This is a genomic window from Actinopolymorpha pittospori (assembly GCF_014873875.1).
Taxonomy (GTDB): Bacteria; Actinomycetota; Actinomycetes; order Propionibacteriales; family Actinopolymorphaceae; genus Actinopolymorpha; species Actinopolymorpha pittospori.
On record NZ_JADBEM010000001.1, the window covers coordinates 8322280 to 8335066 of the forward strand.

General features: G+C 70.6%; 7 protein-coding genes. 2 read left to right on the plus strand and 5 right to left on the minus strand.

Annotated elements, in window-relative coordinates:
- Nucleotides 1-56: 56 nt before the first annotated feature.
- Both HEB94_RS38645 and HEB94_RS38650 read right to left on the minus strand, forming a co-directional pair.
- The gene (locus tag HEB94_RS38645) at nucleotides 57-557 is read right to left on the minus strand and encodes a hypothetical protein (protein ID WP_192754420.1); all 501 of its coding nucleotides are present in this window, start codon (nucleotides 555-557) and stop codon (nucleotides 57-59) included.
- Nucleotides 558-1021: 464 nt separating this feature from the next.
- Nucleotides 1022-2005: a helix-turn-helix domain-containing protein gene (locus HEB94_RS38650; RefSeq protein ID WP_192754421.1), complete on the minus strand. Its 984-nt coding sequence runs from the start codon at nucleotides 2003-2005 to the stop codon at nucleotides 1022-1024.
- 199 nt (nucleotides 2006-2204) lie between these two features.
- Between HEB94_RS38650 and HEB94_RS38655 the strand changes: the two genes are divergently transcribed.
- Nucleotides 2205-6998, plus strand: a complete 4794-nt coding sequence (locus HEB94_RS38655; protein WP_192754422.1) for an ATP-dependent helicase — start codon at nucleotides 2205-2207, stop codon at nucleotides 6996-6998.
- Nucleotides 6999-7012: 14 nt separating this feature from the next.
- Here HEB94_RS38655 and HEB94_RS38660 read toward each other — a convergent pair whose 3' ends face one another.
- From HEB94_RS38660 to HEB94_RS38670, 3 genes are all read right to left on the minus strand, one after another.
- The gene (locus HEB94_RS38660) at nucleotides 7013-8368 is read right to left on the minus strand and encodes a glycosyltransferase (RefSeq protein ID WP_202896781.1); all 1356 of its coding nucleotides are present in this window, start codon (nucleotides 8366-8368) and stop codon (nucleotides 7013-7015) included.
- Between the two features lie 24 nt (nucleotides 8369-8392).
- Nucleotides 8393-8851, minus strand: coding sequence for a GbsR/MarR family transcriptional regulator (locus tag HEB94_RS38665; protein WP_192754423.1), 459 nt, complete (start codon nucleotides 8849-8851; stop codon nucleotides 8393-8395).
- Between the two features lie 169 nt (nucleotides 8852-9020).
- Nucleotides 9021-10739: an FAD-dependent oxidoreductase gene (locus HEB94_RS38670; protein ID WP_192754424.1), complete on the minus strand. Its 1719-nt coding sequence runs from the start codon at nucleotides 10737-10739 to the stop codon at nucleotides 9021-9023.
- Between the two features lie 467 nt (nucleotides 10740-11206).
- Between HEB94_RS38670 and glpK the strand changes: the two genes are divergently transcribed.
- Nucleotides 11207-12721 carry a glycerol kinase GlpK gene (glpK, locus tag HEB94_RS38675; protein WP_192754425.1) on the plus strand — a complete coding sequence of 505 codons (1515 nt, stop codon included), beginning with the start codon at nucleotides 11207-11209 and terminating at the stop codon, nucleotides 12719-12721.
- Nucleotides 12722-12787 lie beyond the last annotated feature (66 nt).

The following is a 12787-nucleotide window of genomic DNA, read 5'->3' on the forward strand; positions in this document are numbered from 1 at the left end:
CGTGAGAAAGGGGACGGACCCCGGTTTCGGGATCCGTCCCCTTTCGTCGTCAGAGATCACCAATCACCGTTGATGGCCTTGGACACGACCGTGGTGGTGCAGTAGAGGTCGCCGCCGGCGGACCGGTTCTGGTAGCAGGTCTGCCAGTAGACGACGCCGTCCTCGCGCATGTCGTAGTTGCACTGGGCCCAACTGCCGGCCTGGTGGGCGTTGTAGCAGATGCCGGAACGGCCGGAGTCGGTCCACCAGTACGCGGCCGCCGAGGCGCCGTCGCTGTCGCCGTCGTAGACGTTGAACTTGTCGCCGTAGTCCTCGAAGCAGGCCTCGTTGCCGGTGGAGCCCTGCACCAGGCAGCGCTCCCAGAGTGGCTCGACGTCGGAGCCATCGTCGGGGCCGTTCGACTTGGAACCGTAGGTGATGGAATCCACGGTGGCCGGGTCGACGACCACCACACCTGAGGAGTCCTTGGTGGGCGCGGCGGACGCCGCACCCGGGATGGCGAGCACCAGCGCGGCGACCGCGGCGACCACAGCCGCCAGCAGGATACGCATTCTCACGTCTACTCCTTTGTGGGGTTCGAATGTGCAGAGCGATGGAACGGTGGAATGGCCAGAGCAGTGGAATGGCCAGTGCGCTCGAGGGAATGTCGTCACGCCGATTGGCCCGACGCGTCGTCGAGGTTTCGGGTGTCGAGCCCGGCCTATGTCCTCGCGCGGGACGCGTTTCCTGGCGAATTGACGGAGCCAGAACGCGGTGAGTTCGTCGAGCCGGAACGGCTCTCAGAGTGGGGCAGTTGGTCAACCCTCGTGGTGACCGCTGGGCGTCGACTGGCTTGTCGCCCGCGGAAGGTCGTCAGGGCCGCAACGGCCACTGCGCCCGCGAAAATGAACGACGTCGACGTCTGATTTCGAAACGCACGTCTACTTCCCCCGTGGTAGTCAACGTGTGGACCTTGTGAAGATCTTTCTTTCGAAACATCCAACAACGAAACGACCAACGGACGTTGACCTACAGCGCACTGTTATTGACCATCCGCGTGTAGATCGGCCAGGGCGCGCCGACGGTACTCCCGTGGCGAAAGTCCGTAGGCGGCTCGGAAGGCGCGGGTGAAGACGGCGGGCCTGATGAAGCCCCACCGCGCAGCCAGTTCGCTGATGGGCGTGAGTCTCAGGGCGGGGCTGGCCAGGTCGGCGTGGCATCGGTGGAGTCGCAGTTGGCGGATCGACGCGCTCACAGTGCAGCCGTGCTGGCGGAAGATCTGGTGAAGGTAGCGGATGGAGATGTGGTTGGCGGTGGCGACGACCGTGGGGGTGAGGTCGGGATCGCCCAGGTGGCGCTGGATGAAGCGCTGGACCTGAAGGAACAGCGCACGCTGGCGGGTGTCGACCGGCACCGCTTCGCCGGCCTCGAGATGGCGGGCCAGCAAAGCGGTGAGCAGGTCCACCAGGACCGCGCCCAGGTGGGGGGACTCCTCCGGTCGCCGCGCGCCGGCGTCGATGGCCAGGTGAGCGAGGAATCGGGTGAGGACGTCGCCGATTCCTTCTCGCCCGCGCAGCGGCACCGCCAGCAGGCGCTCGATCCGGTCCTGGGGCAGCGGGATCAACACCCTGGGGACATGCGCCACGACGGACGCCGCCCGGCCGTCGGCGGCCACCCGGGCCTCGAAGGGCCATGAACTGGAACACACCACGAGGTCGCCTCGACCCACGATGGCCTCGTGGGCGGCCTGGGCGATGCTTTGCTGTTCGCCCTGGGCGAGCCCGGCCGTGTTCGGTTCCGGATCGGACCCCTGGATCGGCTTCGGCGTTCGCTGTGGTCGCAAGGACGAGAACGCCACGGTGGAGATGCCCTGGGCACCCAGATCCGTCGCCCCGAGTGAAGCATGGAAGCCGACGGCGTCATCGGTGTTCACCCGTGCCGGCATGAGCATGCGAGAAGTCAGCTTCCGCCACGCCTCGAGCAGGTTGGTCGGCGCGGGTTCCCCGGTGTCCGACGGCTGCCGCATCGTCACTACCCCTCCCCGTTCGGTCGGCTCACTCCGCGAGGCCCAGGACGCGGTGCACCACGCGTGACAGCGCTCCTGGTGAGCAGACCGATCCCGACCGTCCCCGTGTGTGCCCGGCCTGCGCCTCTTTATGAGCATATGTTTCGTCTTCCTAGCGTCCCGGCCTTGCTTTGTCGGTGCTCCGGGAGACCATTGACCGGTGCCCGACGTCCTCGAACGCTTCTCACCGGCGACCAGGGAGTGGTTCCGCTCCTCCTTCGCCGCGCCTACGCCTGCCCAGCAGGGCGCCTGGGACGCCATCGGCAACGGAGCGCACAGTCTCGTCGTGGCCCCCACCGGCTCGGGCAAGACCCTCGCGGCGTTCCTGTCGGCCCTCGACCGGCTCGCCAGCCAGCCGCGGCCGACCGACCCGAAGCGCCGCTGCCGGGTCCTCTACGTCTCGCCGCTGAAGGCGCTCGCGGTCGACATCGAACGCAACCTTCGCGCACCCCTCGCGGGCATCCGCCACACCGCCGCCCGGCTGGGCCAGCCGGAGCCGCAGATCGCCGTGGCCGTCCGCTCCGGCGACACGCCGGCCGAGGAGCGCCGTAGGTTCGCGCGCACGCCGGCCGACATCCTGATCACGACCCCGGAGTCGCTGTTCCTGCTGCTGACCTCCCAGGCGCGAGACGCCCTGCGCGGGATCGAGACGGTGATCGTCGACGAGGTGCACGCGGTCGCCGGCACCAAGCGCGGCGCCCACCTCGCGCTGTCCCTGGAGCGGCTCGACGCCCTTCTCACCAGCCCCGTCGACCCCGACGGTCCCGACGGCAGAAGTGGCGACGGCGACGCCGGCAACGACGGCGGCGGGCGACCAGCCCAGCGGATCGGGCTGTCCGCGACCGTACGCCCGGTGGAGGAGGTCGCGCGGTTCCTCGGAGGATCGGCCCCGGTGACCGTGGTCAACCCGCCCTACGCCAAGGAGTTCGACCTCCGGGTGGTCGTCCCGGTCGAGGACATGGGCGAGCTCGGCCAGCCGCTGCCTCCCGAGGAACAGTTGGGTGCGGCGGCCGGTCAGGAGCGCAAGTCGTCGATCTGGCCGCACGTCGAGGAGCGGGTCACCGACCTGGTGGAGCAGCAACGGTCGACGCTGGTGTTCGCCAACTCACGCCGGCTCGCCGAGCGTCTGACCGCCCGCCTCAACGAGATCGCCGAAGAACGCCGGGAGGACGCACCCACCCGGGTGATCGGCAGCCCGGCGGCAATGATGGGCGCCTCCGGTGCCGCCGCGGGCGCCCCCGAGATCCTCGCCCGCGCCCACCACGGCTCGGTGAGCAAGGAGCAGCGGGCCCTCATCGAGGACGACCTCAAGTCGGGCCGGCTCCCCTGTGTGGTCGCGACCAGCAGCCTGGAGTTGGGCATCGACATGGGCGCGGTCGACCTGGTCGTGCAGGTCGAGGCACCACCGTCGGTCGCGAGCGGCCTGCAACGGGTCGGCCGCGCGGGTCACCAGGTCGGCGCCGTCTCCAAGGGCGTGATCTTCCCGAAGTTCCGCGGTGACCTCGTGGCCACCGCCGTGGTGGCCGACCGGATGCGATCCGGGCAGATCGAGGCGCTCCGGGTCCCGGCCAATCCGCTCGACGTCCTCGCCCAGCAGATCGTGTCCGCCGTGTGCGTCGATTCCTGGCAGGTCGACGACCTCTACGACGTCATACGCCGGGCGGCGCCGTTCCGTTCGCTGCCCCGGTCGGCCTACGACGCGGTCCTCGACATGCTCGCCGGGCGCTATCCCTCCGACGAGTTCGCCGAACTGCGCCCCCGGCTGGTGTGGGACCGTGTCGCGGGCACCCTGACCGCGCGGCCCGGAGCGCAGCGGCTCGCGGTGACGAGCGGCGGCACGATCCCCGACCGCGGACTCTTCGGCGTCTTCCTGGTCGGTGAGAAGGCCAGCCGGGTCGGTGAGCTCGACGAGGAGATGGTCTACGAGTCGCGCACCGGTGACGTGTTCACCCTCGGCGCCTCGTCCTGGCGGATCGAGGACATCACCCACGACCGGGTGCTCGTCTCGCCGGCCCCCGGCCAGCCGGGCCGGTTGCCGTTCTGGAAGGGCGACACCCTGGGCCGGCCGGCCGAGCTGGGCCAGGCCATCGGAGCGTTCGTGCGCGGCCTCGGCCGGCGCGGGCCCGAGGAGGCCCGCGAACAGGTCCGTCAATCCGGCCTTGACGAGTGGGCCGCCGACAACCTGGTCTCCTACCTCGAGGAGCAGAAACAGGCCACCCGCCATGTCCCTGACGACCGCACGATCGTCGTCGAGCGCTTCCGGGACGAGCTCGGCGACTGGCGGGTCTGTGTCCACACGCCCTTCGGTGGCGGTGTGCACGCGCCGTGGGCCCTCGCGATCGGGGCCAGGCTGCGCGAGCGTTACGGCGTCGACGTCCAGTCCGTCCACGCCGACGACGGGATCGTGCTCCGTATCCCCGACACCGAGGACGTTCCGCCCGGCGCGGAGCTCGCGGTCTTCGACGCCGAGGAGATCGAGCAGATCGTCACCGACGAACTCGGCGGGTCGGCGTTGTTCGCGTCCCGGTTCCGGGAGTGCGCGGCCCGCGCGCTGTTGCTCCCCCGTCGCGACCCGCGCCGTCGCACGCCGCTGTGGCAGCAGCGCCAGCGCTCCGCGCAGCTGCTCGCGGTCGCCGGGAAGTACGCCTCGTTCCCGATCGTGTTGGAGACCGTCCGCGAGTGCCTGCAGGACGTCTACGACCTGCCGGGCCTGGTGGAGCTGCTGCGCGGCATCGCCTCCCGGCGGATCCGGGTCGCCGAGGTCGAGACCACCGAGCCGTCACCGTTCGCGAAGTCGCTGACCTTCGGCTACATCGCCGCGTTCATGTACGAAGGCGACGCGCCACTGGCCGAACGCAAGGCCGCCGCGCTCGCGCTCGACAAGTCCCTGCTGGCCGAGCTTCTCGGCAACACCGAGTTGCGCGACCTGCTCGACCCCGAGGTCGTCGCCCGCACCGAGGCCGAGCTGCAACGCCTCGTTCCCGACCGCCGCTGCCGAAGCGTCGAGGAGGTCGCCGACCTGCTGCGCCTGCTCGGACCGCTCACCACCGCCGAGATCGAGCGACGCAGTGTCGAACCCGACCGCGTCGCGGACTGGCTCGCCGAGCTCGCGCAGGCACGCCGGGTGATCGCGTTCCGCGGCCCCGCTTCCGGCGCGGAGGAGCGCTGGGCCGCCGTGGAGGACGCCGCCCGGCTGCGGGACGCGCTCGGCATCCCGCTGCCCGTCGGTGTGCCCGACGCGTTCACCGAACCCGTCGCCGACCCGATGGGTGACCTGGTGGCGCGCTACGCCCGAACCCACGGTCCCTTCCACGCGGCCGAGGTGGCGGCGCGGTTCGGTCTCGGCGTCGCGGTGGTCATGGACACCCTGCGCCGGTTGAGCGGCGAGGGCCGGGTGGTGGAGGGGGCGTTCCGGCCCGCGGGTGAGGTCACGTCCCTACCGTCCCTCGGCGACCAGCCGGTCATCGCCGGCGGACACGGCACGGAGTGGTGTGACGCGGGCGTGCTGCGGATGCTGCGCCGGCGTTCGCTCGCGGCGCTGCGCAGCGAGGTGGAGCCGGTCGATCCCGCGGCACTCGCGCGGTTCCTGCCCGCCTGGCAGCACGTCGGGGGTCGGCTGCGCGGCACCGACGGCGTGCTCCGCGTGGTCGAGCAACTCGCGGGCTGCGCCGTACCCGCCTCGGCCCTGGAACGCCTCGTCCTCGCCACCCGGGTCCCCGACTACTCACCCGCGATGCTCGACGAGCTCACCGCCTCCGGCGAGGTCATCTGGTCCGGGCACGGATCGCTGCCCGGCACCGACGGCTGGATCTCCCTGCACCTGGCCGACACCGCCGACCTGACGCTGCCCGACCCCGACCCGGACTTCGAGGCCGGACCGGTGCACGCCGCCCTCCTCGAGATTCTCGACTCGGGCGGAGGATTCTTCTTCCGCCCGCTGGCCAACGCCGTCCAGGCGAAGCTCGGCACCCCCGACGGAGGTTCCGGAGTCGCCGTCGACGACCAACTGCTCGTCACGGCCCTGTGGGACCTCGTCTGGGCCGGCCACCTCACCGGCGACACGCTCTCGCCGCTTCGCACGCTGATCGGCAGCGGCTCCTCGGCGCACCGGGCCCGGCGCGGCCCGCCACGGGCCCGCTTCGCCTCCGGCCGCACCGGGCTGCGTGGTCGCGGACGGCCCGCCCTGCCGAGCCGGACCGGACCCCCCACCGCCGCCGGACGCTGGTCCCTGCTGCCCGAACGCGACCCCGATCCCACCCGGCGCGCCCATGCGGCCGCCGAGGCGCTGCTCGACCGGCATGGCGTGCTGACCCGGGGCGCGGTCGTCGCCGAGCGGATACCGGGCGGCTTCTCCTCCGTCTACCAGGTGCTCTCGGTCTTCGAGGAGTCCGGCCGCTGCCGGCGGGGCTACTTCGTCGCCGGTCTGGGTGCCGCGCAGTTCGGCGCACCGGGCGCGGTCGACCGGCTACGCGCCCTGGGTGATCCTGCTCGCGACCACGACTCCGCGCCCGCCAGCGCGTCCTCCCGAGACACCGCCGACACCTCCAACCGGACCCTCGTACTCGCCGCGACCGACCCAGCCAACGCCTACGGCGCGGCGCTGCCGTGGCCGACCCGGCCCGATCGTGGCGCGGAGGAGCAGCGCGGCCACCGGCCGGGCCGCAAGGCCGGTGCCCTGGTCGTCCTCGTCGACGGCGAACTCGTCCTCTACGTCGAGCGTGGTGGACGAACGCTCCTCACCTGGTCGGAGGAGCCTGACGTCCTGCAACCCGCGGTTGACGCCCTCGCGCTGGCGGTGCACGACGGCGTACTCGGCCGGCTGAGCGTCGAACGGGTCGACGGCGAGGCCATCCTGCGGCCACACGGCCACCCCGAAGGCGAGAGCCCATTGGCGGTCGCGCTCGCCGCCGCGGGCTTCCACGTGACACCACGCGGACTCCGGCTGCGCGGCTGACCGGCGGCAACCGGTCAGCGCTGGGGTCGCACCGCCTCGACGACCCGGGCGGCGCCATCCTCGGTGCGGACGCGTTCAGCGATGGCGGCGGCCCGCTCCCGGTACGACCGGTCGGTCACCGCGCGCCGGATCAGGTCGGCCAGCCGATCGGGCGACAACGTTCTCATCGGCGTCCAGCCAGGACTCACCCCCAGCTTGACCAGCCGTTCGGACCAGAACTGCTGGTCGCCCAGGATCGGCATCGGCACCGCCGGCACACCCGCCCGGACCCCCGCCCCTGTCGTCCCCGCCCCGCCGTGGTGCACGACCGCGGCCATCCTGGGGAACAGCCACTCGTGTGGCACGTCGCCGACGGTGATCACGTCGTCGCCGGCGCCGGTCAGGGTCGACCAGCCCGACTGGATCACCGCTCGCACCTTCGCCTCACGCAGCGCGGCCGAGACCGTCCCGGCCAACCGCTCACCCGTGCTGCCGGTCATGCTGCCGAACCCGATGAACACCGGCGCCGGACCGGACTCCAGGAAGTCCACCAGTTCGGCCGCGGGCTTCCAGCCACGCGGGTACGGCGGCCACCAGTTGCCGACGACCTCCACGCCTGGGCGCCAGTCCGCCGGTCGGGGCACGACGGACGGGCTGAAGCCGTGGTGGATCGGCCAGTTCTCGTCCCGGAGCATCTCCGCGCGTACCGCACCGAGGCCACTCGCCGGCAGGCCGAGCTTGCGCTGGAACTCCCGGAGTGGGCCGTCCATCTTCGTCCTGATCCGACGGGAGGCGGCGATGGCGAGTCGAGGGATGTTCCGGTTGCCCCATCGACCGAGGAACCGGACGTCGAACGACGGGAGCGGGAAGTCCGCAGTCGGCACGCTGGGGAAGAGCTCGAGCGCCATGCCCGGGATACCCAGGGCCTTGGCGGCGAGGTAACCGTGCCAGAGCGCGGTCCGCTGGAGCAGCAGGATGTCCGCGCCGTGGGCGGCGGACAGGACACCTTCGCCCATCTCCTGCAGGAGCCGCATGCCCATCTGGATGTTGGTCCGCATGGCGGCGAACCTGCCGGTCCCTCCGCGCTGCCACTGCTGCCCCTCCTCCGACCCGAGGAGCGCGCGGGTGTCCCCCGGTATCCACCGGTACTCGCATCCCACGTCGCGGACCGTCTCGGCGAACGCCTCCTGGGTGGCGATCGCGACGTCGCGGCCTGCCGCCTTCAACCGCGCTCCCAGGCCGGCGTACGGAACGACGTCGCCGCGGGAGCCGCTGGTGATGATGACAACCTTCATGTCTTCCTGTGCTTTCGCTGGATCGATGCCCGACCACGGACGTGGCGCCGCGAGGGCGCGGGTGGTCGCGGCGCGCGCGAACCGCGCGACCGGCATGAGCTCGTTACCGGAGTGAGCGTGTCACCGACGCTGCCCAGGAGGCTCCGTCAGCAGGACGATCGAGAGTTGGGCGGAGCGAATGCGTCGCGTCCGCGTCTCGTCGTCCCCGCCCAGTTTCAGGCCCTCCTCGGCGATCTCGCCGAAGGCCGCGAACGCTGCCAGCCGCCGGCGGACGACCTTCTCGAAAGCGTCGTCCTCGATGCGGTAGTAGGCGGTCCGCTCCCCGAGCCGGGTCTGTCTGCGCACCAGACCGACGGAGGTCAGCAGCCGCATGTTGGAGGTCATGGACGCGCGGCTCGCACCGATCGCGTCCGCGATCTCGCCGACCGACTGCTCGGGTGGCTCGCAGATGAGCAGCCAGCCGAGGATGCGGCCGGTGATCGGCGCCAGTCCCCAGGCCTCGCTGCAGAACGTCGCCACACTCTCGACCCAGGCGAGGAGCTGTTCCCGATCCGCGTCGTCGGGTGGCTGCGGCACCATGATCACTCCTGACGGGTCGCGGCGACGATCATCACGCAGGTCACCGGCTGGCCCTGAAGTGGGACCACGAGTGTCTGTCGTGGCTAGCAATTTCAGCTTAGACTGAAATTACTAGCCACGACAACCCCTCTGAAGGGGTGATGGTTCGGGGTCGACGCCGCCCGCTCGGTCAGCTCAGGGCACGTCCCACGGCGAGCTTGCGGGTGTCGGGGGCAAGCAGGCGTTGCGCGTCGGCACTGAGGTCGTCGGGCTTGGTCTGCGACTCGCGCTCGGCCGCGACCCTGGCCTGGTAGACCTCCACCTCGTTGGCCGTCCGCGCGTCGTCCCAACCGAGGACGTCGGACACCAGCTCTGCTGCCTGCTGGGCGCTCTCGGTGCCGCGATGTGGCGTCTCGATCGAGATGCGGGTACGCCGGGCGAGCACGTCGTCCAGGTGCACCGCTGCCTCGTGCGTCGCGGCGTACCTCGCCTCCACCCGGAGGTACTCACCCGCGCCCGGCAGGGGTTCGAGCAACGTCGGGTCCTCATCGGCGAGCTCCATGAGCTCATCGACCAGCGAGCCGTAACGGTCGAGCAGCCGCTGCATCCGCCACACCGGCAGGCCGCGCTCGGCGGCGAGCGCGTCGACCTGGTTGATCAGCGCGTGGTAGCCCTCGGCGCCGACCAGCGGAACGTGCTCGGTCACCGACGGCGACAGGCTCTGACCGAGGTCTGGTCGAGCGGCGTCAATCGCGTCTTTCGCCATCACGCGGTAGGTGGTGTACTTGCCACCCGCGATCGAGACCAGCCCCGGCAACGGGCGCGCCACCGCGTGCTCGCGGGAGAGCTGGCTCGTCTGCTCGGACTCTCCGGCGAGCAACGGTCGCAGGCCGGCGTAGACACCCTCGATGTCGTCGTGGGTCAGCGGCACCGCCAAGACCTCATTGACATGGCCGAGGATGTAGTCGAGGTCCGCCCGGCTCGCCGCGGGGTGCGCGCGGTCGAGGGTCCAGTCGGTGTCGGTCGTCCCGATGATCCAGTGGTTGCCCCACGGAATGACGAAGAGCACCGAGCGCTCGGTACGCAGGATGAGCCCCACCTCGGAGGCGATGCGGTCCCGCGGGACGAGGACGTGCACGCCCTTGGACGCGCGCACCTTGAAGCGTCCCCGGCCCCCGGTGAGCCGCTGGATGTCGTCGGTCCAGACACCGCTGGCGTTGATCACGACCTTCGCGCGGATCGTGGTGGTGGCGCCGGAGTCGACGTCGCGGACATGCGCCCCGGTCACCCGCCCGCCCTCGTGGACGAAGCCGGTCACCTCCGTGGAGTTGCGGACCGCCGCGCCGTAGCGGGCCGCCGTCCGCACCACGGTGAGGGTGTGCCGGGCGTCGTCGGCCTGACCGTCGTAGTAGGTCACCGCTCCGACCAGTGCGTCCTGACGAAGGCCGGGGCTGAGCCTGAGCGCGCCGGTGCGGCTCAGGTGGCGGTGCCCGGGTACCGAGCGGCCGCGCCCCATCGTGTCGTACAGCACGAGGCCGGTCCCGACGTAGGGGCGCTCCCACAGCCGGTGCTGGAGCGGGTACATGAAGCGCACCGGCTTGACCAGGTGCGGCGCGATCCGGGTGAGCATGAGCTCGCGTTCCCTCAGCGCTTCCGCGACCAGGCCGAAGTTCATCTGCTCGAGGTAGCGCAGCCCGCCGTGGAACAGCTTGCTGGACCGGCTCGACGTACCGCTCGCGAAGTCACGCGCCTCGACCAGCGCGGTGTCCAGGCCACGGGTCACGGCGTCCAGCGCGGAGCCCGCGCCGGTGACGCCACCTCCCACCACGAGTACGTCGAAGGACTCCTCACCGAAGCGGCGCCAAGCCTGGGCACGCTCTTCCGGACCCAGTTTCGGGGAACTTCTCACATCCCTCTCCTCGGCTGTGATTCGAGCGGTGCGCGGAAGTTGTCGACTTCCGCAGCGAATGATCGATGCAGTGGGCAGGATCGATCGAAGACGTTTCGGTCGAAAGTCGGACCGTCACCCGACTTCAGTCGATCGCCGGCACCTCTGGCCCGACGGGAGGTGAACCGATGGGGGCCATCCACGTCGGACAGTGGCCACGCCGAAGCCGACGAAATCCGCCGTACGTCGGAAACGTCGAGTGGGTGGCGATCGATGGATCCTACGGGGACGACCGCGGCTCGGCGCGCATGACCTCCGCAGCGACACGGGTCGCAGCCTCCACCTTGCTCCACGTGGCCTCCCCACCGAAGCCACCGACCGGCGCCGCCGCCCTGATCGCGCGGGTTGCTGTCTGACATGCACCCTCCCAACGCATCCCGGCGATACGTACGCTACCCCCGCACTCATCGAACCGAGTGGGAGCTCACATGACGGACTACGTCGCGGCCATCGACCAAGGAACGACCAGCACCCGGTGCATGATCTTCAACCACGCCGGTGAGGTCGTGAGCGTGCACCAGATCGAGCACGAGCAGATCTTCCCGCGGGCGGGCTGGGTCGAACACAACGCCGAAGAGATCTGGCGCAACACCCGGCAGGTCGCGGCGGGCGCACTGGCATCCGCCGACCTCACCGCGGCCAACATCGCCGCGCTGGGCATCACCAACCAGCGCGAGACAACCCTCGTCTGGGAGCGCGCGACAGGCCGGCCCGTCTACAACGCGATCGTCTGGCAGGACACCCGCACCGACCGGATCTGTGAGCAGCTGGGCACCCTCGGCGGCGGAGCCGAGCGCTACCGCTCGCGGACGGGCCTCCCCCTCGCCACGTACTTCTCCGGCCCCAAGGTGCGATGGATCCTCGAGAACGTCGAGGGCACGCGGGAGCGGGCCGAGCGCGGCGAACTCCTCTTCGGGAACATGGACACCTGGCTGTTGTGGAACATGACCGGCGGGCCCAACGGCGGGCTCCACATCACCGACGTCACGAACGCCTCCCGGACGATGCTGATGGACCTCGAACACCTGCGCTGGGACGAGGACATCGCCGCCGAGATGGGCATCCCGATGTCGATGCTGCCCGAGATCCGGCCGTCCTCGCAGATCTACGCGCAGGGACGCGAGGGGGGCACCATGCCCGGCGTCCCCATCGCGGGAGACCTCGGCGACCAGCAGGCGGCGACGTTCGGGCAGGTCTGCCTCGACGTCGGTACGGCGAAGAACACTTACGGCACGGGCAACTTCCTGCTCCTGAACACCGGCACCGAACGGGTGATGAGCGAGAACGGCCTCATCACGACCGCGTGCTACAAGATCGGCGACAACGACGTGGTCTACGCCCTGGAGGGTTCGATCGCGGTCACCGGTTCGCTCGTGCAGTGGTTCCGCGACAACCTCGGGTTGATCGGCAGCGCCGAGGAGATCGAGGGACTGGCGCGTTCGGTGGACGACAACGGCGGCGCCTACTTCGTTCCGGCGTTCTCCGGGCTCTTCGCGCCGTACTGGCGTTCGGACGCTCGTGGCGCGGTGGTCGGGCTCACGCGCTACGTCAACAAGGGCCACCTCGCCCGGGCGGTGCTCGAGGCGACGGCGTACCAGACCCGCGAGGTCGTCGACGCGATGAACGCCGACTCCGGGGTCGCGCTGAGCGAGCTCAAGGTCGATGGCGGAATGGTGCGCAACGAGCTGCTCATGCAGTTCCAGTCCGACATCCTCGACGTGCCGGTGGTCCGCCCGCAGGTGGCGGAGACGACGGCGCTCGGGGCTGCGTACGCGGCTGGGCTCGCGGTGGGGTACTGGTCCGGCGAGGCCGACCTGCGCGCGAACTGGCAGGAGGACAAGCGCTGGACGCCGCGGATGGAGGAGAGCGTCCGCGAGCGCGACTACGCCCAGTGGAAGAAGGCCGTCACCCGGACGTTCGACTGGGTGGCCGGCGACGACTGAACCCAACCCGAGCCATGATCACGGGGAAGGTGGGCCAGGTCAGCGTGCCGACGTTCCCAGGACATG